At 37.9% G+C, this 25561-nt stretch carries 30 protein-coding genes; all 30 read left to right on the top strand.

Features of this window, described 5'->3' with window-relative positions:
• Window positions 1-183: 183 nt before the first annotated feature.
• A complete protein-coding gene (locus ACFE6N_RS00150; protein WP_090984417.1) occupies window positions 184-1014 on the top strand; it encodes a MotA/TolQ/ExbB proton channel family protein in 831 nt (276 codons plus the stop codon).
• Between the two features lie 78 nt (window positions 1015-1092).
• Window positions 1093-1710 carry a biopolymer transporter ExbD gene (locus tag ACFE6N_RS00145; RefSeq protein WP_090984413.1) on the top strand — a complete coding sequence of 206 codons (618 nt, stop codon included), beginning with the start codon at window positions 1093-1095 and terminating at the stop codon, window positions 1708-1710.
• A gap of 3 nt (window positions 1711-1713) precedes the next feature.
• Window positions 1714-2220 (top strand): biopolymer transporter ExbD, encoded by a 507-nt coding sequence (locus ACFE6N_RS00140; RefSeq protein WP_090984411.1) that lies wholly within the window; start codon window positions 1714-1716, stop codon window positions 2218-2220.
• Window positions 2221-2238: 18 nt separating this feature from the next.
• A complete protein-coding gene (locus tag ACFE6N_RS00135; RefSeq protein ID WP_378932533.1) occupies window positions 2239-3057 on the top strand; it encodes an energy transducer TonB in 819 nt (272 codons plus the stop codon).
• Window positions 3058-3063: 6 nt separating this feature from the next.
• On the top strand, window positions 3064-3291 hold the full coding sequence (locus ACFE6N_RS00130) for a hypothetical protein (protein ID WP_378932531.1): 228 nt from the start codon (window positions 3064-3066) through the stop codon (window positions 3289-3291).
• A 7-nt stretch (window positions 3292-3298) separates the two neighbouring features.
• On the top strand, window positions 3299-4204 hold the full coding sequence (locus tag ACFE6N_RS00125) for a PstS family phosphate ABC transporter substrate-binding protein (RefSeq protein WP_378932528.1): 906 nt from the start codon (window positions 3299-3301) through the stop codon (window positions 4202-4204).
• A 78-nt stretch (window positions 4205-4282) separates the two neighbouring features.
• On the top strand, window positions 4283-6004 hold the full coding sequence (locus tag ACFE6N_RS00120) for a tetratricopeptide repeat protein (protein WP_378932526.1): 1722 nt from the start codon (window positions 4283-4285) through the stop codon (window positions 6002-6004).
• 83 nt (window positions 6005-6087) lie between these two features.
• Window positions 6088-6459 (top strand): NADH-quinone oxidoreductase subunit A, encoded by a 372-nt coding sequence (locus tag ACFE6N_RS00115; RefSeq protein ID WP_090984401.1) that lies wholly within the window; start codon window positions 6088-6090, stop codon window positions 6457-6459.
• 240 nt (window positions 6460-6699) lie between these two features.
• The gene (locus ACFE6N_RS00110) at window positions 6700-7242 is read left to right on the top strand and encodes an NADH-quinone oxidoreductase subunit B (RefSeq protein WP_378932523.1); all 543 of its coding nucleotides are present in this window, start codon (window positions 6700-6702) and stop codon (window positions 7240-7242) included.
• Window positions 7242-7742: an NADH-quinone oxidoreductase subunit C gene (locus ACFE6N_RS00105; protein ID WP_378932520.1), complete on the top strand. Its 501-nt coding sequence runs from the start codon at window positions 7242-7244 to the stop codon at window positions 7740-7742. The genes ACFE6N_RS00110 and ACFE6N_RS00105 overlap by 1 nt, the downstream gene beginning before the upstream one ends.
• A gap of 3 nt (window positions 7743-7745) precedes the next feature.
• Window positions 7746-8960: an NADH-quinone oxidoreductase subunit D gene (locus tag ACFE6N_RS00100; protein WP_090984396.1), complete on the top strand. Its 1215-nt coding sequence runs from the start codon at window positions 7746-7748 to the stop codon at window positions 8958-8960.
• On the top strand, window positions 8953-9468 hold the full coding sequence (gene nuoE / locus ACFE6N_RS00095; protein WP_145857475.1) for an NAD(P)H-dependent oxidoreductase subunit E: 516 nt from the start codon (window positions 8953-8955) through the stop codon (window positions 9466-9468). The genes ACFE6N_RS00100 and nuoE overlap by 8 nt, the downstream gene beginning before the upstream one ends.
• Before the next feature lie 72 nt (window positions 9469-9540).
• A complete protein-coding gene (gene nuoF, locus ACFE6N_RS00090; protein ID WP_378932517.1) occupies window positions 9541-10908 on the top strand; it encodes an NADH-quinone oxidoreductase subunit NuoF in 1368 nt (455 codons plus the stop codon).
• 120 nt (window positions 10909-11028) lie between these two features.
• On the top strand, window positions 11029-11565 hold the full coding sequence (locus tag ACFE6N_RS00085) for an ORF6N domain-containing protein (protein WP_378932514.1): 537 nt from the start codon (window positions 11029-11031) through the stop codon (window positions 11563-11565).
• A gap of 74 nt (window positions 11566-11639) precedes the next feature.
• Window positions 11640-12650: a 2Fe-2S iron-sulfur cluster-binding protein gene (locus tag ACFE6N_RS00080; protein ID WP_090984390.1), complete on the top strand. Its 1011-nt coding sequence runs from the start codon at window positions 11640-11642 to the stop codon at window positions 12648-12650.
• Window positions 12650-13687 carry an NADH-quinone oxidoreductase subunit NuoH gene (gene nuoH, locus ACFE6N_RS00075; protein WP_134204253.1) on the top strand — a complete coding sequence of 346 codons (1038 nt, stop codon included), beginning with the start codon at window positions 12650-12652 and terminating at the stop codon, window positions 13685-13687. The genes ACFE6N_RS00080 and nuoH overlap by 1 nt, the downstream gene beginning before the upstream one ends.
• A 2-nt stretch (window positions 13688-13689) precedes the next feature.
• A complete protein-coding gene (locus ACFE6N_RS00070) occupies window positions 13690-14193 on the top strand; it encodes an NADH-quinone oxidoreductase subunit I (protein WP_090504254.1) in 504 nt (167 codons plus the stop codon).
• A gap of 130 nt (window positions 14194-14323) precedes the next feature.
• Complete coding sequence (locus tag ACFE6N_RS00065; RefSeq protein ID WP_090984387.1) at window positions 14324-14827, top strand: NADH-quinone oxidoreductase subunit J; 504 nt, start codon at window positions 14324-14326, stop codon at window positions 14825-14827.
• A complete protein-coding gene (nuoK, locus tag ACFE6N_RS00060) occupies window positions 14827-15156 on the top strand; it encodes an NADH-quinone oxidoreductase subunit NuoK (RefSeq protein ID WP_055908793.1) in 330 nt (109 codons plus the stop codon). Before ACFE6N_RS00065 ends, nuoK begins: the two co-directional genes overlap by 1 nt.
• 13 nt (window positions 15157-15169) lie before the next feature.
• The gene (gene nuoL, locus ACFE6N_RS00055) at window positions 15170-17065 is read left to right on the top strand and encodes an NADH-quinone oxidoreductase subunit L (RefSeq protein ID WP_378932508.1); all 1896 of its coding nucleotides are present in this window, start codon (window positions 15170-15172) and stop codon (window positions 17063-17065) included.
• A 19-nt stretch (window positions 17066-17084) separates the two neighbouring features.
• Window positions 17085-18548, top strand: coding sequence for a NuoM family protein (locus ACFE6N_RS00050; RefSeq protein WP_378932505.1), 1464 nt, complete (start codon window positions 17085-17087; stop codon window positions 18546-18548).
• Between the two features lie 3 nt (window positions 18549-18551).
• Complete coding sequence (locus tag ACFE6N_RS00045) at window positions 18552-19922, top strand: NADH-quinone oxidoreductase subunit N (protein ID WP_378932502.1); 1371 nt, start codon at window positions 18552-18554, stop codon at window positions 19920-19922.
• A 47-nt stretch (window positions 19923-19969) separates the two neighbouring features.
• Entirely contained in the window at window positions 19970-20629 is a 660-nt protein-coding gene (locus ACFE6N_RS00040) for a DedA family protein (protein ID WP_378932500.1), read from the top strand.
• A gap of 2 nt (window positions 20630-20631) precedes the next feature.
• On the top strand, window positions 20632-21183 hold the full coding sequence (locus ACFE6N_RS00035) for an inorganic diphosphatase (RefSeq protein ID WP_025146339.1): 552 nt from the start codon (window positions 20632-20634) through the stop codon (window positions 21181-21183).
• Window positions 21183-22607, top strand: coding sequence for a hemolysin family protein (locus ACFE6N_RS00030; protein WP_090984379.1), 1425 nt, complete (start codon window positions 21183-21185; stop codon window positions 22605-22607). The genes ACFE6N_RS00035 and ACFE6N_RS00030 overlap by 1 nt, the downstream gene beginning before the upstream one ends.
• A gap of 8 nt (window positions 22608-22615) precedes the next feature.
• A complete protein-coding gene (locus ACFE6N_RS00025) occupies window positions 22616-23320 on the top strand; it encodes a 16S rRNA (uracil(1498)-N(3))-methyltransferase (protein WP_378932495.1) in 705 nt (234 codons plus the stop codon).
• A 122-nt stretch (window positions 23321-23442) separates the two neighbouring features.
• A complete protein-coding gene (locus ACFE6N_RS00020) occupies window positions 23443-24027 on the top strand; it encodes a DUF4159 domain-containing protein (protein ID WP_378933821.1) in 585 nt (194 codons plus the stop codon).
• 3 nt (window positions 24028-24030) lie between these two features.
• Window positions 24031-24531, top strand: a complete 501-nt coding sequence (locus tag ACFE6N_RS00015) for a biotin/lipoyl-containing protein (RefSeq protein ID WP_378932493.1) — start codon at window positions 24031-24033, stop codon at window positions 24529-24531.
• Between the two features lie 271 nt (window positions 24532-24802).
• Entirely contained in the window at window positions 24803-25321 is a 519-nt protein-coding gene (locus tag ACFE6N_RS00010; RefSeq protein WP_378932490.1) for a helix-turn-helix domain-containing protein, read from the top strand.
• Window positions 25321-25561 (top strand): IS3 family transposase (locus tag ACFE6N_RS00005; protein ID WP_378932487.1); only part of this gene is annotated, 241 nt, incomplete at its 3' end. The genes ACFE6N_RS00010 and ACFE6N_RS00005, both read left to right, overlap by 1 nt.

Raw genomic sequence — 25561 nt, 5'->3', positions numbered from 1 at the left:
TTTAGCGGAACAAAATTCTAAGTAACGATTTAATTGCTTATTGATTTATTAATTTGTAATTTAAAATCAATTTATAAATTTGTTTTTCGCAACAATATCGAATATGAAACGTTGAGTGTAATACAAAAAGAACAAACAGCTAAAAATTAAAAACAAGAACTAAAACTAAAAATTCAAAAAAAAATGGCAAACGCACCAAAACCAGCAACTGTTAAAAAAGAGAGCTCTTCTAGTGCTTCAAATGTTTTCGCAACATTAGTTATTCCTATTTGTATCGTTATCGGATTCGTGATTTGGAAATATGTATTGGGAGATCCGTCGAACTTTATCGATAACAACAACGAAAACTTACCATTACCAAACAACTATCCAGGTACAGCTTACAAAGGAGGTCCTATTGTTGCCGTTTTGATTGGTTTATTATTAACAACAATCGTTTTCTCTATCGAGCGTTTAATCGTTATCGGTAAAGCCAGTGGTAAATCAAGCTTAGATACTTTCATTATTAAAGTAAAAGGTTTATTAAATTCAGGTAATATCGAAGCAGCTAAAGCTGAATGCGACAAACAACAAGGTTCAGTTGCTAACGTAATTAAATCTGGTTTGAAAAAATACAGTGAAGTTGAAGCGGATACTAATATGGATGTTGAGCAATCTATCGTTGCTATCCAAAAAGAAGTTGAAGAAGCTACAGCTTTAGAAATGCCAATGTTAGAGCAAAACTTAACCATCATCGCTACTTTGGTATCAATCGGTACTTTGATCGGTTTATTGGGTACAGTAACAGGTATGATCCGTGCATTCGCCGGTTTAGCTAACTCTGGTGCTCCGGATCAGGCAGCATTAGCGGTAGGTATCTCTGAGGCCTTGATCAATACCATGACAGGTATCTCGGTATCAACTTTAGCGATCATCATGTATAACATCTTAACATCTAAAATTGATAAGTTAACTTACGCAATCGATGAGGCTGGTTTCAGCATCGTTCAAACGTACGCTAGTTCGCATAAATAAGAATTTTGAAAAAATTTTTACCGGCTTTATGGAAAACCGGAAAAAAGATCATCATTATTAAAACTAGTAAAAAAAATTATGCCTAGAATTAAAGTAAAAAGAACAAGTACAGTAACAGACATGACCGCAATGTGCGATGTGGCGGCATTGTTGCTTACGTTCTTCATTTTAACTGCTACGGCAAGACAACCAGAACCCCTAGCTGTTTCTACACCCTCATCTACATATGAGTTTAAGGTGCCGGTAGAAAACAATGCGATATTGACCATTGGCCAGGGAAAAGTTTTCTTTGAAGTAGCAGGACCAAAAGTAAGAGAAAAAACATTGCAGCTGATGGGCGAACAATATGGTGTAAAATTTACACCAGAAGAAACGGTTAGATTCTCAGGGATCGGAAGTTTCGGTGTTCCTATTCAAAGCTTAAAGCAGTTAATTGCGATGAACGCGGGCGACCGCATGAAACCAGGCATTCAGCCAGGTATTCCTGCTGACTCAACCGATAATCAATTAAATGCTTGGGTGCTGAATGCACGTAAGGCTACAAAAGAAATCAACAATCAGGATATGCGTATCAGTATCAAAGGTGATGCTAAAGAAGAGTATCCAGTTGTGAAAAAGATTATTGATGTACTTCAGAAACAAAGTGTAAACAAATTTTTGTTGGTTACTAATTCTGAAGCTAAAAAGAAGAAATAAGAAATGGCAGAATTAAACACGGGCGGGAAGAAAGCCACGCCAAGGGTTGATATGACCCCAATGGTGGATCTAATGTTTCTTTTGGTAACTTTCTTTATCTTAACAACAGTAATCTCTACGCCACAAGCGATGGATATTGCAAAGCCAGATAAAAACGAGAAGTTACCTGAAAATAGATTAGAGCTGAAAGCAAGTAAAACGATGACCATTTTATTGGGTAAAAACAATAAAGTAGCTTGGTACATGGGAGTAGCTGGCGAAAGCGCACCAACAATTGAATCAGGTTCACAGATTGAAGATGCTATCGTAAAAAATAGAAAAGCAGCTGATGCTTCGGGTGTTGCGGGCGACTTCGTTGTACTTGTAAAACCAACATCAGGTTCTACCTTTCAGAACTTTGTGGATATTATGGACGAGTTAGAGATTCTTAAAGTAAAGGTTCGTCAGATTGATGATGATAATATCCTTGATAATGAGAAGCAGTTCATGAGAGAAAAGGGAATTTTATAATCAAATAAAACCAATTTTATGTCGAAGTTAGATATATTCAGAAAAGAATGGCTTGAAGTGGTTTTTGAAGATAAAAACAAAAGCTATGGTGCGTATCAATTGCGTAAAACCAATGGTGCTAATACTACAAGAGCCTTAATTATTGGATCTATTGTCTTCCTGATTTTATTTTTTACTCCAAAAATCTATAGTCTTATCAAAGGCTCAATGGATCAGCAAGAGGAACAGGTAAAAGCACAGGAAGTGATTTTAGCTCCACCACCACCGGTAAATCCGGAAACACCTCCACCGCCACCGGTAGAGCCACCGCCACCAAAGGTTGACCAGGTGAAAATGCCACCTCCAATTGTAAAACCTGATATTGAGGTTCGTGATGAACCACCTACGGTTGAAAAATTGAAGGAAGCTGATCCAGGTCAGAGAGATATCAAAGGTGATCCGACCGCAGAGATTAATATCGCTGAACCGGTAGGAGAAGGACCCAAAAGAGAAGCTGCTGTTGCGGTTGATGATAATAAAGTTTACGATTTTGTTAGTATCGAGAAACAGCCAGAATTCCCGGGAGGTATTTCTAAATTCTATGGCTACTTAAGTAAAGCAATAAAATACCCGCCAATGGCACAAGAAAACAACGTTCAGGGTAAAGTATTTTTATCTTTCGTTGTGGAAAAAGATGGTAAACTAACTGATATCACAGTTACCCGTGGTTTGGGTAGCGGAACTGATGAAGAAGCCATCCGTGTATTGAAAGCAAGTCCACGTTGGAATCCAGGTATCCAGAATGGTAAGCCGGTAAGGGTAAAATATAACATCAACGTTAACTTTACATTGAACTAATCGTAAATGTTAAATTTCGATATCTTTAAGCAAAAATCGCCTAAACAGCGGTTTTTGCTCATTTTAGGCCTTATCATGTTTATCTTTTATGTAATACTTGGTATCGCATTTATATTTTATAAACCTATTGCACTTCGGTTGAGTGCCATTCCGGAATGGGGGCGGATTACAATTGGTATCTTCCTTATTATTTATGCTTTTGTAAGACTTTTAAGCCTTGGTAGGCGCGATTAATCATTTAATGAAAAAAATTCTTTTAATATTTTGTGTACTGGCTTTATTGGTATCCTGCAAGCGCAAAAATAAGACGGCTGCTGTTAAAGAAACGAGAACAAGTGGTACATTAAAAATATTGGTTGATGAAAGTGTTGGACCGATTGTTCAGAATCAGATCGATATTTTTAGTTTAGATTATCCGGATGCCAGATTTCAGGCTACAGTTAAACCTGAAGAAAAATTATTACCTGCTTTTTTGAATGATAGTGTAAGGGTGATCGTTTTGCCAAGATTGTTAACCAAGGCAGAAGAAAAATATTACAACCAACGTCAGATTAAAATCAATACTTCGCGTTTTGCTATTGATGGTATTGCTTTAATTACCAACGGAGGCAATATCGATAGTACAATTAACGTTAAAGAGGTTATTGATATTTTGCAAGGGAAGAAATCAGATAAAAAACTGGTATTTGATAATGCTTATTCCAGTACCTTTCAGTATTTTAAAGAGTTGGCCCATATCAGCCAGTTTCCAGCTACAGGTGTTTATTCAAAAAATTCTAGCAAAGAAGTAATTAAACTTATTGCAGAAGATAAAAATTTTATTGGTATTTTAGGCGTAAATTGGATTACGGGCAAAGATACAGAGCTAGGCGAATACCTTTCGAAGATAAAAGTGTTGGGTGTGAAGAATTTGAAAGGTAAGGCGGGAGATGATCAGTTCTATAAACCAACTCAAGATAACTTGATTAATGGCGTTTATCCTTTCTTAAGAAATATCAATATCATTGATTGTGAAGGAAGGGACGGTTTAGGCACAGGATTTGCAACATGGTTAAGAAGTCAGAGAGGGCAATTGATTGTACTCAAATCTGGACTTGGCCCACATAAATTAATGCCGAGACAAATTAACCTGACTAAAGGAAATTAAATTAAAAATTATAAATTGAACCACGAAGTAAGTCTATAGAGGCACTTCATTTTTATTAAATAAAAAACAGGATATCCGATGAAAATTTTAAAGAAAGCAATAACCTTAAATGTAGGTTTGGTGTTGATGGGTTCTGCAGTTTTTGCTCAAAGTTTAAATGACGCGAAAAAAGCCATCGACGCGGAGCAATATCAAAAAGCATCATCAATGCTTAAATCGTTGGTGAGTTCAAAAGCTTCAGATGGTGATAATTATTACAATCTTGGTTTGGTTTATTTAAAAACCGGTTATATTGATTCAGCTAGGGCCGTATTTAACAAAGGGCTTACCGCTGATCCTAAAAACAACCTAAACTTAATTGGTTTGGGCGAAGCAGATTTATTATCTAATGATCCAACATCTGCAAAAACTAATTTCGATAAAGCTGTAGCATTGGCTTCTAAAGATTACAAAACTTATTTGTATATCGGTAGGGCTTATTTAGCACAGGATAAACCAAGTGATGATGTATCAAAACCTGACTTTACCAATGCATTAGCCAATATCACTAAAGCTGATGAATTGGATTCAAAAGATAAGGATGCTGACGTTTTCCTGGCTCAAGGTGATGCTTATGCCTTACAAAAGAAAAACTCTGAAGCATTAGGCCCATACATGCGTGTGAATGATGTCGATCCGAACAACAGGAGAGCTAAAACGCAAATCGGTAAGATGTATAAAGAATCCAGGGCTTTTCCTGAAGGAGAAAAAGAACTACAGGATGTAATTGCAGCTGATCCAAATTATGGTCCGGCTTACCGTGAGTTAGGCGAGTTATATTTACAATGGAGTAGCTTTGGTGTTGATAAAGAGAAAGCAGCAAAAGCAATTGAGAATTATAAAAAATACATGGATTTAACCGACAAATCTTTAGAATCTCAATTGCGGTATGCTCAGTTCTTATTTTATGCGAAAGATTATAAAACATTAGAGCAAGTAGCTTCATCGTTACAGGTTCCTGCAAATGACCCTAAAGGTAATGTTGTTGCCAGGATGAAAGGTTGGGCAGCTTATGAAAATGGTAACTACCCTCAGGCATTAACAAGCTTGACAGAATTTTTTGCGAAAGAAAAGGATAAATCTAAAATTTTAGCTAATGATTACCTTTATTTAGGTAAAGCTCAGTTAAAGGCTGGACAGGATAGTTTAGGTGTAAATAATATTATTGAAGCAGCTAAAATCGATTCAACTAATGCAGATGCCTTGGCTGAAGCAGGTTTAGCGCTATATAAAGCTAAAAAATATGGTAAAGCTGCTGAAATTTATACTTTAGCAACTAAATATAATCCAAATGGTAAAGGTTCGTTAACCAATTACTACTATATTGGTCAAACCAGGTTCTTGGAAGGATATTTTGCACAAAGAGAAAAAAAACCTTTAAATACAGCTGCATTAGTTGAGGCTGATTCAGCGTTAAGTCACTTAAATAAAGTTTCTCCTGAATTTGCATTGGGTTATTTTACAAGGGCTAGGATTGCCAATCTTTTAGATGATAAGGCAAATCCAAAATATGCTTCAATTCCATTGTTTGAAAAGTATATTAGCTTAGTTAAACCAGAAGAACAGGCAGCCAATAAAACAAACCTTGTAGAAGCTTACGATTATCTTGGTGCGTATTATGCTGATAAAGATAAAGCTAAAGCCATTGACTTTTTAAATAAAAGTATAGCGCTAGACCCTCAAGGTCCTTTTGCCTCAGCGAAACTTAAAGAATTGCAATCACCTGCTGCGGCTTCAAAAGCCAAAGGTAAAGGCAAATAATTTTAAAGTTAAATAATTTAGAAAAGGCAGAGTTTGGTTACTCTGCCTTTTTCTTTTACTTTTGCATCACAAAAATAGAAATTATGCAAGCGCAAAGTTCAGCTATAGATTTTTTACCAATTATATTTCAGGTGATTGTTGCTTTAGGTTTTGTAGTAACTACCTTGGTTGCTACCCACTTTTTAGGGCCGAAACGCAAAACCAGCGATAAACTGGAGACTTTTGAAGCGGGGGTAAAATCAATAGGTAATGCACGCCAGCCTTTTTCAATCAAATATTTCGTAGTAGCCATCCTCTTTGTATTATTTGATGTAGAGGTGATCTTTATGTATCCCTGGGCAGTTAACTTCCGTGCATTAAAAATGGATGGAATGATTGAGATGTTCATCTTTATGGGTACATTGTTGCTTGGTTTTATCTACGTAATCAAGAAAAAGGTTTTAGACTGGAACTAATCAGTTTGCAGGTATCAGTTCACTTATCAGTTTACAATTAGCAGTTAATTATCGCCAGTTTAATAACTGTAAACTGAAAATTGCCAGCTATAAACCGGGAGGTGTATCACTTACACTAACCTATAGCGGTTTTTTTATTTAGAAAGGTTCTAAATCAGGTAAAGCTCGCTTTTTTGCCTTTAAAATATTGTAAATTTGTTGCTCATTCTTTGAAGGGATGAGCATTTTTTGTTTATAAACATGAGTGAAATTAATATAGTTGATGCGCCTCCAGGAACCGAAGGGCCTGGCTTTTTTGCCACCTCTTTAGATAAGGTGATTGGTTTGGCCCGGTCAAATTCATTATGGCCTCTACCTTTCGCAACTTCTTGTTGTGGGATTGAGTTTATGGCAACCATGGGTTCTCACTACGATTTAGGTCGCTTTGGTGCTGAGCGTTTGAGTTTCTCTCCCCGTCAGGCAGATGTGTTAATGGTTATGGGTACCATTGCGAAAAAGATGGCTCCGGTATTAAAGCAGGTTTATATCCAGATGGCAGAACCACGTTGGGTAATGGCAGTTGGAGCCTGTGCGAGTAGTGGTGGTATTTTTGATACTTATTCGGTATTACAAGGCATCGATGAAGTGATTCCCGTGGATGTTTATGTTCCGGGATGCCCGCCAAGACCAGAAGCCATTTTAGATGGTTTCCAGCGTATTCAGGATTTAGTGAAGAACGAGTCGGGCAGAAGAAGAAATTCTGATTATTACAAAGAACTCTTAGGTCAATACGGCATTAAATAATGGAAGAAACCACGCTAAATAACGACATACACGTTAAACTGACTGAAAAGTTTGGCGAAAAGGTTACTGCTGTTTGTGAGCCTTATGGTTTATTAACTTTTGTAACTTATAAAGATGTTATCGTAAATGTGCTTTCACATCTTAAAGAAGAATTAAAATTCAATTTCCTTACTGATATTACAGCGGTTCATTATCCTGGTAAAGATCATGGTATTGCAGTGGTTTACCATTTGCATAATATGGTTGAAAAAGTAAGGGTTAGAATTAAAGTGTTCATTTCAGAGCAGAACCCAACTATCCCTACGGCAACAACTTTATGGAAAGGTGCCAACTGGATGGAACGTGAAACCTACGATCTTTTCGGGGTTAAATTTGAAGGCCATCCTGATTTACGCCGTATTTTAAATATGGATGACTTGGGCGTTCACCCGATGTTGAAGCAATATCCATTGGAAGATCCGAACAGGGTAGATAAAAAAGACGAATTTTTTGGAAGGTAAACTATGAATCATAACCATCCGGTATTTACAGATAACGACCCGCAAAGTGAGCTGGTAACCCTAAACTTAGGCCCAACCCACCCTGCAACCCACGGCGTTTTTCAAAATGTTCTGCAGTTGGACGGCGAACGTATTGTAAGCGGCGTTTCCACTATTGGCTACATACACAGGGCTTTCGAAAAGATTGCCGAGCATCGCCCGTTTTATCAGATTACACCACTTACCGACCGTTTAAATTATTGTTCTTCGCCTATTAACAATATGGGCTGGCACATGACGGTTGAGAAGTTGTTAAATATTCAGATACCGAAACGTGTAGATTATCTTCGGGTAATTATCATGGAACTTTCGCGTATTGCAGATCATATTATTTGTAATACGATTATCGGTCAGGATACAGGAGCTACCACCACTTTCCTATATCTTTTTCAGTTCCGTGAGCATATTTACGAAATCTTTGAGGAAGTATGTGGTGCACGTTTAACCACAAATATAGGGCGTATTGGTGGCTTTGAAAGAGATTTCAACGATATCGCCTTTGCCAAAATCGATAAGTTTTTAAAAGAATTTCCTAAAGCATTAAAAGAATTCGAAAATCTGTTAACGCGTAACCGTATTTTTATTGACAGAACGGCTGGCGTTGCAGAAGTGAGTAAAGAAACTGCTTTAGAATATAGCTGGACTGGCCCATTGTTACGCGCAACAGGCGTGGATTATGATGTTCGTGTAAGCGATCCCTATTCTTCATATCAGGATTTTGATTTTGAAATACCTGTTGGTACAAGCGGTGATATTTACGACCGATATTTGGTACGTAATGAAGAGATGTGGCAAAGTGTCCGCATTATTGAACAGGCCGTTGTGAAGTTAAAAACAGAACCAAAGGGTATTTTTCACGCCGATGTTCCTGAATTTTACCTTCCTCCAAAGCAGGAAGTTTACAACAATATGGAAGCGTTAATCTATCACTTCAAAATTGTGATGGGCGAAATTGATGCGCCGAAAGCAGAAGTTTATCACGCTGTAGAAGGTGGAAATGGTGAATTAGGGTTCTATCTGATAAATGATGGTGGCCGTACCCCATACCGTTTGCACTTCCGCAGACCAAGTTTTATAAACTACCAGATGTTTGCACCGATGAGCGAAGGCATGTTATTGTCTGACGCCATTATCAACATGAGTAGTATGAATATTATTGCAGGAGAATTAGATGCTTAAAGTAGAAGAACAAACACCTGTAGTGTTTTCATCAGAATTGCTGGCCAAATTTGATGAAGTAAAAAGCCGTTATCCAGAAGGAAAACAAAAATCAGCTTTATTGCCATTATTACATTTGGTGCAGGCTGAGTTTCTTTGGGTGCCTACTTCAGCTATGGATCAGGTTGCTGAATATTTAAACATTCAGCCGATTGAAGTTTATGAAGTAGCTACATTTTATACCATGTATTTTCTAAAACCGCAAGGTAAATACGCCCTGGAGGTTTGTCGTACCGGTCCATGTTGCTTGGTGGGTGCCGAGAAAATACTAAGCCACCTGGAAAACAAATTGGGTGTTAAGGAAGGAGAAGTTACTCCTGATGGTTTATTCAGCTTTAGAGGGGTTGAATGTTTAGCTGCCTGTGGTTATGGCCCGGTGTTGCAGATTAGCCCGGAGTATACTTTCTATGAAAACTTAACTACCGAAAGTGTAGATAAATTGATTGAAGATTTAAAAAATAAGATTTGAGAAACTAGATTTGAGGTATGAGACCAGGCATTTGTCTGACATATCATATCTCACATCTCATATCTATAAATAATGAGCCGTAAATTATTACTTGAGCATATAAACGTACCAGGCATCAATACACTTGACGTCTATCGCCAGAAAGGCGGGTACCGTGCTGTGGAAAAAGCCCTGAAAACCTTAACCCCGGAAGAGATTGTAGAAGAGGTTAAAAAATCAGGTTTACGCGGTCGCGGAGGTGCAGGTTTCCCAACGGGAATGAAGTGGAGCTTTTTGGCTAAACCAGAAGGTGTTGCACGTTATTTGGTATGCAATGCCGATGAATCTGAGCCAGGAACTTTTAAAGACCGTTATCTGATGACTTACATCCCTCATGCGTTAATTGAGGGAATGATTGTTTCCAGTTTCGCTTTAGGTGCAAAGGTTTCTTACATCTATGTCCGTGGTGAGATGATGCCTCAGATCCGTATTTTAGAAAAGGCAATTGCCGAAGCTAAAGCTGCCGGATGGTTGGGTAAAAACATTTTAGGAACCGGATACGATTTAGAATTATACGTTCAACCGGGTGGTGGTGCCTACATTTGCGGCGAAGAAACTGCCTTGTTAGAATCATTGGAAGGTAAAAGAGGTAATCCACGCATTAAGCCACCATTCCCCGCTATTGCTGGTTTGTATGGTTGCCCTACTGTGGTTAACAATGTTGAATCTATTGCAGCTGTAGTGCCGATTATCAATGATGGTGGCGATGAATATGCTAAAATCGGTATTGGCAGAAGTACGGGTACAAAATTAATATCAGCATCTGGTAATTTGGTAAAACCAGGCGTTTATGAAATAGAATTGGGTTTACCGGTAGAGGAATTTATCTACTCTGATGAATATTGTGGTGGTATTGCCAATGGCAAACGCCTTAAAGCAACAGTTGCAGGTGGTTCATCTGTACCTGTTTTACCGGCTAACCTCACTTTAAAATTAGCTAACGGAGAGCCTCGTTTAATGAGCTATGAATCACTATCAGAAGGTGGCTTTGCGACTGGAACAATGTTAGGTTCAGGTGGTTTCATTGCTTTTGACGAAGATCAGTGTATCGTTCGTAATACCTGGAATTTTTCTCGTTTTTATCACCATGAAAGCTGTGGACAATGTTCTCCTTGCCGTGAAGGTACAGGATGGATGGAAAAAGTATTGCACAAAATTGAACACGGACATGGAACCATGGAAGATGTTGATCTATTGTGGGATATCCAACGTAAAATTGAAGGAAATACGATTTGTCCGTTGGGTGATGCAGCAGCCTGGCCGGTAGCAAGTGCGATCCGTCATTTTAGGGATGAATTTGAATGGCACATTAAGGAACCGGTGAAGAGCCAGAGCCAAAATTACGGTATCGCAAATTATGCAACACCGATTGAGAAAGCTCCGGTAACGGAAGAGAAATAAAAGGTCGCAATTTGCGGCCTTGGAAAGTTATTTAATTGAAGCCGGTCGCAATTTTCGATCAGTTGGATATTTAATAAAACCTAAGATCACAATTTGTGATCTTAGAAAATAAACTTGTAAATGCCGAAGCAAGACACATCAATAATTCCTAATGAGATAATTGTAAACAAAATTTATCTTTTTAGAGGAGTTAAGGTGATGTTAGATTCTGATTTAGCAGAACTCTTTGGTGTTGAAACTAAGCGATTAAAAGAACAGGTTCGAAGAAACATAGAAAGGTTCCCTGAACATTTTATGTTCGAATTGACAAAAGAAGAAAATGAAGTCTTAAGGTCGCAAATTGCGACCTTAGAACAAGGGAAATATTCAAAGTATCTTCCGTTTGCATTTAGCGAGCATGGTATTTTGCAACTATCAAACGTTTTAAAAAGTAAACAGGCGGTAGAAGTAAGTATTAAAATTATTGATGTTTTTGTACAGCTTAGAACAATGGTTTTAAGTAATACAGAAATAAGGTTAGAAGTAGAAAAGATTAAAAAGAAGGTAGATAATCAGGATAAAAACATTGAAGTAATCTTCAGGTATTTTGATGAACTATTGGAACAGAAAGCACAACCAAGAAAAGAAATTGGTTATAAAATCCCGAAAGGGAAATAATAAATAAAAAAAGATTGCTTCGTGCCTCGCAATAACGGTAGAAGTTAAAAAAAAGTAAAAGAATATCATTAACCATGAGTGAAAAAGTTAAGGTTACGATAGATGGGATAACAGTAGAGGTTGATAACGGAACAACCATTCTAAATGCTGCAAGGCAGATTGGAGGCGATATTGTTCCGCCAGCCATGTGCTATTATTCTAAACTGCAAGGCAGTGGCGGTAAATGCCGCACCTGTATTGTAAAGGTGACTAAAGGTTCGGAGAAAGATCCTCGTCCAATGCCTAAGTTGGTAGCTTCCTGCCGTACAACCGTAATGGATGGGATGGAGGTACTTAACATTACTTCTCCGGAAGTTTTGGAAGCACGAGCAGGTGTGGTGGAGATATTATTGATTAACCACCCTTTAGATTGTCCGGTTTGTGACCAGGCAGGTGAATGTGATTTGCAGAATTTGGGTTACGAGCATGGTTTACAAAAAACACGTTATGAGTTTGAGCGCCGTACTTTCGAACGGATAGATATAGGCGATAAGATTCAGTTGCACATGAACCGTTGCATTTTATGCTATCGTTGTGTTTTTACTGCAGATCAGATTACCAATAAACGTGTTCACGGTATCTTAAATCGTGGCGATCATTCAGAAATTTCTACTTATATCCAACAGGCGGTTGATAACGATTTTTCAGGAAACGTAATCGATGTCTGTCCGGTTGGTGCTTTAACTGATAAAACTTTCCGTTTTAAAAACCGCGTTTGGTTTACCAAACCTGTTGATGCACACCGCGATTGCGATCACGAAAAGTGCAGTGGTAAGGTAACACTTTGGTATAAAGGAGCAGATGTTTTGCGTGTTACAGCCCGTAAAGATCAGTTTGGCGAAGTAGAAGACTTTATTTGCAATACTTGCCGCTTTGATAAAAAAGCAACTGCTGATTGGGTAATTGAACGTCCAACACACATTGATGATACTTCGGTAATTGCATCTAACCACTACGAAACATTAAAACCTTTGCACGTAATTCAGCCAAATGAGGCTTTACAGGCTGCAAATGAAATTGAATTACATAAAACAGTTAAATACTAATGGATAGCGCTTTTGTTATAGAAAAATTTATCCTGGTAGCTGTAATTTTCGGCATCAGTTTAGTTATTGCCATGTATTCTACCTATGCTGAACGTAAGGTTGCTGCATATTTGCAAGATCGTTTAGGTCCGGATAGAGCCGGCCCCTTTGGTATTTTACAACCCCTGGCAGATGGTGTTAAAATGTTCATGAAGGAGGAGATTATCCCCGCTTCATCTAACAGGTGGTTATTTATCGTTGGTCCTGGTTTAGCATTACTTTGTGCCTGTATTGGTACCGCTGTAATTCCATGGGGTAGTCCAATGGAAATTGGTGGTAAAATTGTTCCGCTTCAGGTTGCCGATATTAACGTAGGTGTTTTATACATTTTTGGTGTAGTATCCTTAGGTGTTTATGGTGTAATGATTGGTGGATGGGCCTCAAACAATAAATATTCTTTATTAAGTGCCATTCGTGCGGCGTCACAGAATATCAGTTATGAGATTGCAATGGGATTATCAATCATTGCTTTGCTTTTAATGACTAATACCTTAAGCTTAAAAGAAATTGTTGATCAGCAACATGGATTAAACTGGAACGTTTGGTACCAGCCACTGGGATTTTTAATCTTTATGGTTTGTTCTTTTGCCGAAACCAACCGTGCACCTTTTGATTTACCGGAATGTGAGACCGAATTGATTGGAGGTTACCATACCGAGTATTCGTCAATGAAATTGGGATTTTACCTTTTTGCAGAATATATCAACATGTTCGTATCATCGGCAGTAATGGCAGCCTTATATTGGGGCGGCTATAACTATCCTGGTATGGATTACGTTGCTGCGCACTTAGGTCCAACCTGGGCGCCACTTATTGGTACAGCTGTTTTCTTTGGTAAAATTGTTATGTTCATCTTTTTCTTTATGTGGGTACGTTGGACAATCCCTCGTTTCCGTTACGACCAATTGATGAATTTAGGCTGGAAGGGTTTAATACCATTGGCTATTGCCAATATTATAATAACAGGTATTGTGATTGCGATTATTGAGAAGTTTTAATTATGGAATCATTAAGTAATAAGAAAAAAGTACTGGAACAAAAGCCTTTGAGCTTTATGGAGCGGATGTACCTCCCGGCAATTGCCAAAGGCATGGGCATTACCATCAGTCACTTATTTAAAAAAGAGGCTACCGTAAGATACCCTGAAGTAGAACGCGAATTTTCGACTAACTTTAGAGGGATGCACTCGCTAAAACGTGATGAGAATGGTAAAGAACGTTGTACTGCCTGTGGCCTATGTGCTTTATCTTGTCCGGCTGAAGCCATTACCATGATTGCTGCAGAACGTAAGCCTGAAGAAAAACATTTATACCGCGAGGAAAAATATGCAGCCACTTACGAAATCAATATGTTGCGCTGTATTTTTTGTGGTTTATGTGAAGAAGCTTGTCCAAAAGAAGCTATTTACCTAGACGGCCCGATTGTACCTGCTGATTATTTACGTAAGGATTTTATTTACGGAAAAGATAAGTTGGTAGAGGCACCACTGGAAATGAAAAAATAAATAATGGTTCGTGAGGACACGAACACTATAACTAAGATAATCGTCATGCTGAATTTATTTCAGCATCTTCTCTACAAGACCCTGAAATAAATTCAGGGTGACGAAAACATATTAAATAAATAAACAATTAATGAGTACACAAGTATTCTATTTCGTAGCCACATTAAGTATCATCTTTTCGCTGCTGGTGATTTTTGCAAAAAATCCGATCCACAGTGTGTTGTACTTAATCCTTACCTTTTTTACCTTCACCGTTCACTATGTATTGCTAAACGCACAGTTTTTAGCAGTGGTAAACTTTATTGTTTACATGGGGGCAATTATGGTACTTTTCTTATTTGTACTGATGTTGCTTAACCTGAATAAGGACACCGAACCTAGTAAGTCGCCGCTGATTAAAATCGTCGGGGTGATTGCCGGCGGTTGTTTGGTGGTTACCTTAATCGGTTCTTTAAAATCAGCAAGTATTTCCAGTCCATTGATTTTAAAAAATCCGGGATTGGGATTGGTAGAAAATCTTGGTAAGGAGCTTTTTGGCCCATTCTTATTACCATTCGAATTGTCATCTCTATTACTATTGGCAGCAATGGTAGGAGCCGTTTTATTATCTAAAAGAGATGAGGTAGAAGCATAATGGAAAACTTAACATCACAACTTCAGGGCGTTCCGCTAAATCACTACATCTATTTAAGCGCCATTATTTTTTCTATTGGCGTAATCGGTGTACTTACCCGTAGAAATGCCATCGTAATCTTTATGTCAGTAGAGCTGATGCTTAATGCCGTTAACTTATTGTTAACCGCTTTTTCTGTGCATAGCAACGATCCATCCGGACAGGTTTTCGTATTTTTCATTATGGCCCTGGCAGCTGCAGAGGTTGCAGTTGGTTTAGCCATCATCGTTATGGTTTACAGAAATACAAAATCGATAGATATTAATGTTTTAAATCGCCTTAAGTGGTAAATATATAATAAGAATGACAATAGAACAATTGATTTGGTTGGTTCCGTTACTACCTTTTTTAGGTTTTGTAATTAATGGGCTGGGCAGAAACTCTTTATCTAAAGGACTTGTTGGCATCATCGGAAGTGGGGTAATCCTTGCCTCTTTTGTAATCAGCTTAGTTATTTTCTTTAGTTTACAAGGCGATACACAAAAATCTCACGAAGTATTTTTATTCGATTGGATCAGTGCAGGTGCATTGCACATTCCATTATCTTTTCTGGTAGATCCTTTAAGCGCTATCATGCTTTTGATCATCACCGGAATTGGTTTCCTGATCCATCTGTATTCAACCAGCTATATGCATGATGATGCTGGTTTCGGTAAGTTTTTTGCTTACCTAAATTTGTTTGTGTTCTTCATGCTGTTATTGGTATTGGGTTCAAACTATATTGTGATGTTTATCGGTTGGGAGGGTGTAGGTTTATGCTCTTACCTGCTAATCGGCTTCTGGTATACCAATAGTGCTTATGCATCAGCAGCTAAAAAAGCTTTTGTAATGAACCGCATTGGCGATTTGGGCTTTTTGTTAGGTGTATTTTTAATCTTCAATACTTTTGGCAGTGTAGAATTTGCTAAAGTTTTCCCTCAGGCAGCTAGTGGAAGTACAGATACCTTGGTTTTAATCACCATTTTATTATTTATCGGTGCCTGTGGTAAATCAGCTCAATTGCCCTTGTTTACCTGGTTACCGGATGCAATGGCCGGACCAACACCAGTTTCAGCGTTAATTCATGCTGCAACAATGGTAACGGCAGGTATTTATATGATTGCACGTTCTAGTGTATTATTTGATCTGGCACCACTTACCCAGCACATTATTGCCATTATAGGTGCAGCAACAGCTTTAGTAGCCGCTATCATTGCATTAACACAAACGGATATTAAAAAGGTATTGGCTTATTCAACCGTATCACAACTGGGATATATGTTTTTAGGTTTAGGCGTTGGCGCTTATACCGGTTCATTCTTTCACGTATTAACCCACGCATTTTTTAAAGCATTATTATTCTTGGGTGCAGGTTCTGTAATTCATGCCATGCATCATGAACAAGATATGCGCCATATGGGCGGATTGAGAAAGAAACTTCCGGTTACTTTTTTAACCATGATGATCGGTACGATTGCCATTGCAGGTTTACCGCCATTCTCGGGTTTCTTCTCTAAAGATGAAATTTTGGCACATGCTTTCCAGGCTAGTCCGATACTTTGGGGAATTGGGGTTTTAACCGCGTTTTTAACGGCGTTCTATATGTTCAGAATGATGTTCCTGACTTTCTCTGGAAAATACCGCGAAACACATCATGAAGAAAGCCACGTACACGAATCGCCAGCAGCAATGACTTTACCTCTGATTATTTTAGCTGTTCTTGCTGCAATTGGTGGAGCAATTAATCTTCCTCACGTTTTTGGTGGTAACGAATGGTTGGCGCATTGGCTATCAGGTGCAGGTGTTGCACAGCATGAATTGGAGCTAAGTCACTCTACTGAATACTCATTAATGGCTGTTTCGGTTGCGGCAGCTGTAATAGCTTTATTGTATGCTTATACCAGGTATGTTAAAGGAGCTCGGGTTCCTGTTGCTGATGAAGCACCGCGTTCAGCATTGGCAAAACTATCCTACAACAAATTTTATTTAGATGAGATTTATGATTTCATCATTACCAAACCGTTGGATGCCCTATCAAGATTCTTTTACAGGATTATCGACAATAAATTTATTGATGGAATTGTAAATGGATTGGGATGGAGCACCAATGAAGCCAGTAAAGGTATTCGTTTATTGCAAAGTGGAAACGTAGGTTTCTATATATTTATGATGGTATTTGGTATCATCGCATTGCTATTGTATACATTTTTCTACATATAAAAAGGGTTCAAAATAAATAATGGAACAACTTTTACTACTTATATTTCTACCGCTTGCAGGTGCAATTATTACGGCACTTGCTGGTAAGTCGGCAAAAATCGTTTCTACCGTATTTTCGGTAGCTTCTTTAATGCTGGCTTTGGTTATTGCCTGCAATTTCATTCCGGATGCAAGTACCCAGTTTGAGGTTAACCTGCCATGGATTGCTGATCTGGGGATTAATTTCCATGCAGGTATTGATGGCATCAGCCTGCTGGTGGTATTACTTACCAATTTACTGGTACCGATCATCATTTTATCAAGCTACAACCATCAATATAAAAATCCGGCTGCATTTTATGCATTGATTTTATTCATGCAAACGGGGTTATTATTGGTATTTACCGCATTAGATGCTTTCTTGTTTTATATCGGATGGGAAGCGGCATTAATTCCAATCTATTTTATCTGTGCTATTTGGGGGGGAAAAGACCGCATCCGGATCAACATGAAGTTTTTTGTGTATACCATTGCTGGTTCATTGTTTATGTTGATGGGGATTATTTATCTCTATCTTCAAAACCCTGCGCACAATTTTAACATTCAGGCCTTTTATGCTTTAAACTTAGACAGTGCACAACAAGGATGGATTTTCTGGGCTTTCTTCATCGCTTTTGCGATCAAGATGCCGGTTTTTCCTTTCCATACCTGGCAGCCTGATACCTATACTGCAGCGCCTGCACAAGGAACCATGTTGTTATCAGGTATTATGTTGAAAATGGGTATTTATGGTGTAATCAGATGGTTATTGCCAATTGTTCCGGCAGGTGTTCATGATTGGGGACAGTTGACTATTATTTTATCAATCATCGGTATTGTTTATGCTTCGCTGATTGCTTTTACCCAAAAAGATGCTAAACGTTTAGTTGCCTATTCATCTATCGCTCACGTTGGATTAATATCAGCAGGTATCTTTGCTTTTAACCAGCAAGGTATGCAAGGTGCAATGGTGCAGATGTTGAGCCATGGTATTAATGTTGTTGGTTTATTTTTTGTTTTAGATATCATCTTCTCGCGTGTTAAAACCAATAAAATTGAAGAGTTGGGCGGAATTGCCAAAGTAGCACCTCAGTTGGCGATTACATTCTTAATTATCGTGTTGGGAACAGTGGCTTTACCAGGAACGAATGGATTTATTGGTGAGTTTTTATTGTTGATGGGTGTTTACAACTACGGTATCTGGGCTGCTGCCATTGCCGGTTTAACCATTATATTTGGTGCGGTTTACATGTTGCGCATGTATCAGAACGTCATGTTGGGACAAACCAATAGCTTAACCATCACTTTTACCGATATCAAAGGAACCGAAAAATTGGTTCTTTATACCATATGTGCATTAATTATTGTTCTGGGTGTTTATCCAAAACCGGTTTTGCATTTAACAGAGGCATCTGTACAACATTTATTAGAACAGGTAAATCAAAAATTAAACACAGTAAATTAAGCAATGAATATTATTATAACCATTAGTATAACAGCTTTTGTAGTGCTTTATGCAGGTTTGTTTAAGGCAAAAAAAGCATTACTACCACTTACCGTTGTTGGCTTACTTACTGCATTGGGATTTACTTTTTCTGCATGGAATGGTAATGCTGTTCATTTCGGAATGATGCAGACAGATAACTTTGCACTGGCATTTTCAGGAATATGTATTGTCGGTACACTCTTAATCTTCTTGTTGACACAGAACTATTTCCACGCCAAAAGCGATAACATAGCCGAGTATTATACCTTGATTCTTTTCGCACTAGCGGGTATGATCATGATGGTATCGTATAAAAATATGGCCATGCTGTTTGTAGGCCTGGAAATCATGTCGGTGAGTTTATACATTTTGGCGGGTATACGTAAAACGGATTTTGCCTCTAACGAAGCTTCATTAAAATATTTCCTGATGGGGGCTTTCTCAACCGGTTTCCTGTTATTTGGAATAACCTTAGTTTATGGTGCAACTGGCTCTTTTGATTTAGATAAAATACAGGCTTACTTGGTCAATAATCAGGCAGTTTCACCCATATTTTATCCTGGGGTAATTCTGATGATGATTGGCTTGAGTTTTAAGGTTGGTGCTGCTCCGTTCCACTTCTGGACCCCAGATGTATATGAAGGTGCGCCATCGTTAATTACCACTTTTATGAGTACAGTAGTTAAAACTGCAGGTTTCGCGGCGTTCTTAAGGTTATTTGCTGATGCTTTTGCTCCACTCCACGAGTTTTGGGTTGCGCCATTGATGGTAATCGTTTGTTTAACTTTATTCATAGGCAATATAACGGCGCTGTTCCAGAAGAACTTCAAGCGTATGTTGGCATATTCAAGTATTTCGCATGCAGGTTATTTAATGTTCTCGTTAATTGTACTAACCAAAAACTCAGGAAATAATGTGCTGGTTTATGCAGCGGCCTATACTTTCGCTTCAATTATCGCCTTTGCTGTATTAATTTTGGTTAAACAAAAAACAGGTAGCGATAGCTTTGAGAGCTTTAATGGCCTGGCAAAACGGAATCCGTTAGTTGCATTGTGTTTAACCATAGCGATGCTTTCATTGGCAGGTATTCCTCTGACAGCGGGTTTTATTGGAAAATATTTAATGTTCCTGAATGTAATGACAGAGTATAAAACCCTGCTTGTGGCATTTGCGATTTTAAATGCACTGGTTGGCTTCTATTATTATTTTAGGGTAATTGTAGCCATGTGGTTTAAAGATGGTGCAGAGACAGAGCTTTCAACACCTTCTCAATATAAAGTTGTTTTGTTGGTTTCTGTAGCAATAACATTGGTATTGGGTATTTATCCTGCAATTATTTTAAACCTCATATAGGTATGTTGTAGTTTAATAATTATTTGTAGTTTTACGAATAATTGAATATGCACGATTTTTGGAATAACCTGCATCAGCTACTTGATCCCGAGAAATTATTGAGGGAGGGCGGATTCTATTTAGTCATATTCGTTATCTATGCAGAAACAGGGCTGTTTTTCGGCTTTTTCCTTCCTGGTGATTATTTATTGTTTTTGGCAGGAATGTTTGTGGCGACCGGCAAGCTGGATGTAAACATTGCAGTACTCCTGGCTGGGTTATGTGTAGCAGCCATTTCCGGAAATTTTACAGGTTATTGGTTCGGACGTAAAACGGGTCCGGTATTGTATACCAGAAAAGACAGTTTCTTTTTTAAAAAGAGATATTTAAAAGCCGCAAAGGAATATTATCAGAAACAAGGTGCCTTTGCGTTAATAATGGGCAGATTTGTACCTATTGTTAGAACTTTTGCACCGATTTTTGCAGGAGTTGTGAAACTGGATTTTAAAAAATTTGCTTTATATAATATATTGGGTGGCGTACTTTGGATCTGTTCCTTAACTTTGCTCGGTTATTTTTTAGGCAGAAGATTTGAAAAAGAAATCAACGATTATTTATTATATATTATTATTGGCTTTATCCTTATTACAACTATTCCATTATTAATTACCTTTGTAAAAAGTAAAGTAGTGAGTGGCACTGAAGAGGATAAAACAGATTTAAATTAAAAATGGCAAAAGACGATCATCACGCGTGGCATAGCGTATCTCCTGGACACAATGTTCCAGAAATTGTAAACGCAATTATTGAAATTCCTAAGGGCTCGAAAGCGAAATATGAAATAGATAAAGAATCTGGCTTGATTAAGTTAGACAGGGTTCTTTTTTCATCTGTTATGTATCCCGCAAACTATGGCTTTATTCCGCAAACCTATTGCGATGATAAAGATCCATTAGATATTTTGGTACTTTGTTCAGTAGATGTGTATCCAATGACATTGATTGAGGCGAAAGTAGTTGGTGTAATGCATATGGTAGATAATGGTGAGCAGGATGATAAAATCATAGCTGTCGCTGCTCACGATATGTCGGTAAACTATATCAACGATTTAGATGAGTTGCCTCCGCACCAAATGAAAGAAATTGTTCGTTTCTTTCAGGATTATAAAGCATTAGAAGATAAAAATGTAACTATCGAACATTTACTTGGTGTTCGCTATGCGCATAAAGTAATAAAAGAAAGCATAGAACTTTATAACACAACATTTAGAGAATTAGCATAATGGATTTACCCACGGTCTGTTTGTTTTTAAATTTAGAGCTTAGTGCAATCCTGCCTACAAACGGAGTTTTGGCTGCGGTACAGGAAACTGATACCACTGCTGTTGGCTGGAGATTATTCCTAGCGTTATTTTTGGTGTTGCTTAACGGATTTTTTGTTGCAGCAGAGTTTGCAATTGTAAAGGTTAGGGCATCACAGATTGAAATTAAAGCAAAAACAGGCAGTCGGGTTGGCAAAATGGCCAAAGGGATTATCCATAATCTCGACGGATATTTAGCCGCCACACAGCTAGGCATAACGCTTGCATCACTTGGCTTAGGTTGGGTAGGTGAAGGCGTTATGCATACCATTTTTAAGAATCTCTTCGATAGTTTAGAATGGGGTTTAAGCGATGCTTCTATTCACACTGCATCTACAATTGTAGCCTTTTCGCTCATCACAATCATGCATATTGTCTTTGGAGAATTGGCACCGAAATCTTTCGCTATCCAAAGGCCTGTAGCCACAACGCTTTTCGTTTCTGTACCGTTGCAGCTATTTTACGTGGTATTTAAACCATTCATTTGGACACTGAACAGTCTTGCGGCCATTATTCTTAAACCATTTGGCATTGACACATCTGCTGGTCACGAGTCAATCCACAGTACCGAAGAGTTACAGTATCTGCTTGATCAGGGCAAAGAAAGCGGTGCATTGGATAATAACGAACATGAGCTGATTAAAAATGTATTTGATTTTAATGAGCGTGTGGTAAAGAATATCATGGTACCACGAACGAAAATCTCTGGTATTGAGCTAACTTCCCCAAAAGAAGAAGTGATTGATACGATTATTAAGGAAGGATATTCGCGTTTGCCTGTTTACGATGATATTATGGATAAGATTGTTGGAATTATCCATGCGAAAGATATTTTACCTTTAGTTGCAGCCGGTAACCAGCACTGGACATTAAAGGATATCATCAGAAAACCATATTTTGTTACCGAAACTAAAAAAATTAACGATCTGATGAGCGAGCTGCAAAGTAATCGCATACAGATTGCGATTGTATTAGATGAGTTTGGAGGTACAGCAGGTATGGTTACCTTAGAGGATATTGTAGAAGAACTTGTAGGAGAAATACAAGACGAATACGATGAAGAAAAACCATTGGTAGAAAAGGTTTCTGATAATGAATTTATCGTAAATGCATTTGCCACCGTGTATGATGTGAACGAATATCTACCTCACGATTTGCCAGAGGATGAAGATTTCGATACTATTGGCGGATTGGTTTCCCATATTTTTGAACGTATTCCGGAAGTGGGTGAAAGCAACGAATCATATGGTTACCTGTTTACCATCTTAAAAAAAACAGAGCAAAATATCGAAACCATTAAATTAGAACTGGTAATCAATAAAGAAGATATGGTTGATAATCATTAATTTCAACAATGCATATTTTTTATACACCGGATATCACCCAAAATTCTTATACACTAAACGAGGAAGAGAGCAAACACTGTATTAGGGTGCTTAGGCTAACCATCGGAGATATTGTTAATTTAGTAGATGGGAAAGGTGGTTTTTATACTGCTGAAATTGCCTCCGATAATCCCAAGAAGGTTTCTTTGTCTGTTTTAAAGGTAGAAACGGAATTTCATAAAAGAAATCATTATTTGCATATAGCTGTCGCACCAACGAAAAATATCGATCGGATAGAATGGTTTTTAGAAAAAGCTACAGAGTTGGGTATTGATGAAATTACACCTGTTATCACTGATCGGTCGGAGCGAAGGGTAGTTAAGGAAGATCGGCTTAATAAAGTCATTACATCTGCCGTAAAACAATCTATTAAAGCTTATCATCCTAAATTAAATGATGCCATCTCTTTTGAAGTTTTTTTAAGGGAACCTTTTGATGGCCATAGGTTAATTGCGCATTGTATCGATAAGGGAGAAAAACAATATATATCCAAACTGGTTGCACCGCATCAAAAGTATTTAATTCTTATTGGTCCTGAAGGGGATTTCACACCAAATGAAGTTGATTTAGCTTTGAACAAAGGCTTTAAAGCATTAACTTTAGGTGATAACAGGTTGCGCACAGAAACTGCGGCTTTATCTGTTTGTTTTGAAATCAATTACCTTAACCGATAGTCAGTTTGAAGTTTTCAGTTTGCAATTTTCAGTTTTCAAAACGTGTAAAGTTTTTAACTTTATGCTTTGGTCTTTTAGCCATAGGCTTCGGCCTTACTGCTTTTATTCCGCCCACTTACCGTATGGCTAAATTAAAGTATAATGGCGGTGGCGATTGGTATGCAGACAGAACAGCTTTACCCAATTTAATTGCCTATTGTAATGCCAATTTGAAAACTAACTTTTATCCTGAAGAAAGTATAGTAGAAGCAGGATCGAGAGAGATTTTCAATTATCCGTTTATTTACATGACTGGACATGGAAATGTTGTTTTCAGCGATCAGGAAATCAGAAACTTGAGGCAATACCTTACAGGTGGCGGGTTTCTTCATATAGACGATAATTATGGCCTGGATAAATTTATAAGGCCGCAAATGAAAAGGGTATTTCCTGAACTTAATTTTGTAGAGTTGCCAGCTAACCATGCTATTTATAATCAAAAGTTTAAATTTACCGGAGGCTTACCCAAAATTCATGAGCACGATAATAAACGCCCGCAAGGATTTGCTCTAATTTACAAGGGTAGGATAGTTTGTTATTATACCTATGAGTGCGATTTAGGGAACGGCTGGGAAGACTTTGGTACTTATCCTGAAGATACGCAGGAAACACGAACCAAAGCGTTAAAAATGGGTGCAAATTTGGTGCAGTATGCTTTAACACAATAAGCCATGTATAAAGTAAAAGTAAACGATCAGTTTTTATTTGAGGTTGAGAACAAGCATTCATCTTTTTTAGTGAATGGAGAGCAGATTCAGCTCGATCTAAGTACAATCGGCCAGGGCAATACACACGTGTTATACCAAAACAGGTCTTTCAATACGGAACTTGTTGACATCAACAAGAGTGGAAAAACCTGTAAAATAAAGGTAAATGGAAATATTTATCAGATCAGTATTGAAGATCAGTTTGATGTTTTACTAAAGCAACTTGGCCTCGATAATCTGACCACAAATAAAGTTTCTGAGATTAAGGCTCCTATGCCTGGTTTAGTATTAAAGGTTTTGGTTAACGAAAATGCCGAGGTTAAAAAAGGAGATAATCTTTTGGTATTGGAAGCGATGAAAATGGAGAACATTTTAAAATCATCAACAGATGGGGTGCTTAAAAAGATCCTGATTAAGCAGGGGGATAAAGTAGAGAAAAATCAGATTTTGGTACAGTTTAAGTAGTTAGGCTCGTTCACACTAAGCTATTTGTTGGTGTCGTCACCCTGAACCGAGCATTAGCGAACTCACCGAAGGTAATCTATTTCAGGGTCGTTTCTCTTGAGTAGATAGATCTCTCCATTTCACTGCGTTTCAGTTTAGATGACGAGTTTTCGAGAGGGTGTAATTGAGTCGGGAACTGAACATTTTCGTTTAAGTTAGATCGCAATACATAACAAAAAAGTCCCGATTTAGACTGCCCCCAAAAAGTTAGACACTTATTGGGGGCATTTTTATGACAAAAAACAGAAAGCACGGAACGGAATTTAAACTGCAGATTATTAAAGATTATCAAAAGGGAAACTCAGTTACTTCCTTATCTAAGAAATGGAATATATCAAGGTCATTGATAACTAAATGGACTGACCATTATCTCTTATCTGGCGCAAAAGGATTGCTAGCTAAGCGTTATGATTACTATACAACATCATTTAAGTTAAAGGTGGTTAAATTTTCTAAGAATAAGGGACTATCTTTGCGTGACTGTTGTCTTCAATTTAATATTCCTACACAGAGCACATTATCATCCTGGATATCGAAGTATGAACAAATGGGAATATTAGGTCTCAGGGAGCAGAAAGGTAGGCCTTCAACGATGAAAAAAGATAAACCAGCAGCTAAAAAAGATAAACCACTTACCAGATTGGAGGAACTTGAAAAAGAGAACCTTTATCTGAGGGCCGAAAACGACTTCTTAAAAAAGCTCGACGCCTTGACTCGGGAGAAACAAACACAGCAAAGCAAAAAGCGTTAGTGATTTGTGAGTTAAGGCATCAATATCCATTGGATATCTTATTGAGTATATCAAAAACTGCCAGAAGCAGTTACTATTATCATGTCAAAACAATTTCAGTGTTGAATAAGCATGAATGTGCTAAAAAAGAGATCAGGAAGATCTATAATGACCATAAAGGACGGTATGGTTACCGAAGAATTACCTTAGAAATGAAAAATAGGGGTCATATTATCAATCACAAAACCGTGTCGAAACTGA

This window comes from Pedobacter sp. BG31 (genome assembly GCF_042464845.1).
In the GTDB taxonomy this organism is placed as follows: domain Bacteria; phylum Bacteroidota; class Bacteroidia; order Sphingobacteriales; family Sphingobacteriaceae; genus Pedobacter; species Pedobacter suwonensis.
The sequence above is the reverse complement of the archived record's forward strand: the minus strand, read 5'-3'. Positions and strand labels throughout refer to the sequence as shown.

What these genes read in the sequence shown, in the direction of transcription:
- ACFE6N_RS00150 (WP_090984417.1), top strand. Translation starts at nt 184, where the DNA reads ATGGCAAACGCACCAAAACCAGCAACTGTTAAAAAAGAGAGCTCTTCT.
- ACFE6N_RS00145 (WP_090984413.1), top strand. Translation starts at nt 1,093, where the DNA reads ATGCCTAGAATTAAAGTAAAAAGAACAAGTACAGTAACAGACATGACC.
- ACFE6N_RS00140 (WP_090984411.1), top strand. Translation starts at nt 1,714, where the DNA reads ATGGCAGAATTAAACACGGGCGGGAAGAAAGCCACGCCAAGGGTTGAT.
- ACFE6N_RS00135 (WP_378932533.1), top strand. Translation starts at nt 2,239, where the DNA reads ATGTCGAAGTTAGATATATTCAGAAAAGAATGGCTTGAAGTGGTTTTT.
- ACFE6N_RS00130 (WP_378932531.1), top strand. Translation starts at nt 3,064, where the DNA reads ATGTTAAATTTCGATATCTTTAAGCAAAAATCGCCTAAACAGCGGTTT.
- ACFE6N_RS00125 (WP_378932528.1), top strand. Translation starts at nt 3,299, where the DNA reads ATGAAAAAAATTCTTTTAATATTTTGTGTACTGGCTTTATTGGTATCC.
- ACFE6N_RS00120 (WP_378932526.1), top strand. Translation starts at nt 4,283, where the DNA reads ATGAAAATTTTAAAGAAAGCAATAACCTTAAATGTAGGTTTGGTGTTG.
- ACFE6N_RS00115 (WP_090984401.1), top strand. Translation starts at nt 6,088, where the DNA reads ATGCAAGCGCAAAGTTCAGCTATAGATTTTTTACCAATTATATTTCAG.
- ACFE6N_RS00110 (WP_378932523.1), top strand. Translation starts at nt 6,700, where the DNA reads ATGAGTGAAATTAATATAGTTGATGCGCCTCCAGGAACCGAAGGGCCT.
- ACFE6N_RS00105 (WP_378932520.1), top strand. Translation starts at nt 7,242, where the DNA reads ATGGAAGAAACCACGCTAAATAACGACATACACGTTAAACTGACTGAA.
- ACFE6N_RS00100 (WP_090984396.1), top strand. Translation starts at nt 7,746, where the DNA reads ATGAATCATAACCATCCGGTATTTACAGATAACGACCCGCAAAGTGAG.
- nuoE (WP_145857475.1), top strand. Translation starts at nt 8,953, where the DNA reads ATGCTTAAAGTAGAAGAACAAACACCTGTAGTGTTTTCATCAGAATTG.
- nuoF (WP_378932517.1), top strand. Translation starts at nt 9,541, where the DNA reads ATGAGCCGTAAATTATTACTTGAGCATATAAACGTACCAGGCATCAAT.
- ACFE6N_RS00085 (WP_378932514.1), top strand. Translation starts at nt 11,029, where the DNA reads ATGCCGAAGCAAGACACATCAATAATTCCTAATGAGATAATTGTAAAC.
- ACFE6N_RS00080 (WP_090984390.1), top strand. Translation starts at nt 11,640, where the DNA reads ATGAGTGAAAAAGTTAAGGTTACGATAGATGGGATAACAGTAGAGGTT.
- nuoH (WP_134204253.1), top strand. Translation starts at nt 12,650, where the DNA reads ATGGATAGCGCTTTTGTTATAGAAAAATTTATCCTGGTAGCTGTAATT.
- ACFE6N_RS00070 (WP_090504254.1), top strand. Translation starts at nt 13,690, where the DNA reads ATGGAATCATTAAGTAATAAGAAAAAAGTACTGGAACAAAAGCCTTTG.
- ACFE6N_RS00065 (WP_090984387.1), top strand. Translation starts at nt 14,324, where the DNA reads ATGAGTACACAAGTATTCTATTTCGTAGCCACATTAAGTATCATCTTT.
- nuoK (WP_055908793.1), top strand. Translation starts at nt 14,827, where the DNA reads ATGGAAAACTTAACATCACAACTTCAGGGCGTTCCGCTAAATCACTAC.
- nuoL (WP_378932508.1), top strand. Translation starts at nt 15,170, where the DNA reads ATGACAATAGAACAATTGATTTGGTTGGTTCCGTTACTACCTTTTTTA.
- ACFE6N_RS00050 (WP_378932505.1), top strand. Translation starts at nt 17,085, where the DNA reads ATGGAACAACTTTTACTACTTATATTTCTACCGCTTGCAGGTGCAATT.
- ACFE6N_RS00045 (WP_378932502.1), top strand. Translation starts at nt 18,552, where the DNA reads ATGAATATTATTATAACCATTAGTATAACAGCTTTTGTAGTGCTTTAT.
- ACFE6N_RS00040 (WP_378932500.1), top strand. Translation starts at nt 19,970, where the DNA reads ATGCACGATTTTTGGAATAACCTGCATCAGCTACTTGATCCCGAGAAA.
- ACFE6N_RS00035 (WP_025146339.1), top strand. Translation starts at nt 20,632, where the DNA reads ATGGCAAAAGACGATCATCACGCGTGGCATAGCGTATCTCCTGGACAC.
- ACFE6N_RS00030 (WP_090984379.1), top strand. Translation starts at nt 21,183, where the DNA reads ATGGATTTACCCACGGTCTGTTTGTTTTTAAATTTAGAGCTTAGTGCA.
- ACFE6N_RS00025 (WP_378932495.1), top strand. Translation starts at nt 22,616, where the DNA reads ATGCATATTTTTTATACACCGGATATCACCCAAAATTCTTATACACTA.
- ACFE6N_RS00020 (WP_378933821.1), top strand. Translation starts at nt 23,443, where the DNA reads ATGGCTAAATTAAAGTATAATGGCGGTGGCGATTGGTATGCAGACAGA.
- ACFE6N_RS00015 (WP_378932493.1), top strand. Translation starts at nt 24,031, where the DNA reads ATGTATAAAGTAAAAGTAAACGATCAGTTTTTATTTGAGGTTGAGAAC.
- ACFE6N_RS00010 (WP_378932490.1), top strand. Translation starts at nt 24,803, where the DNA reads ATGACAAAAAACAGAAAGCACGGAACGGAATTTAAACTGCAGATTATT.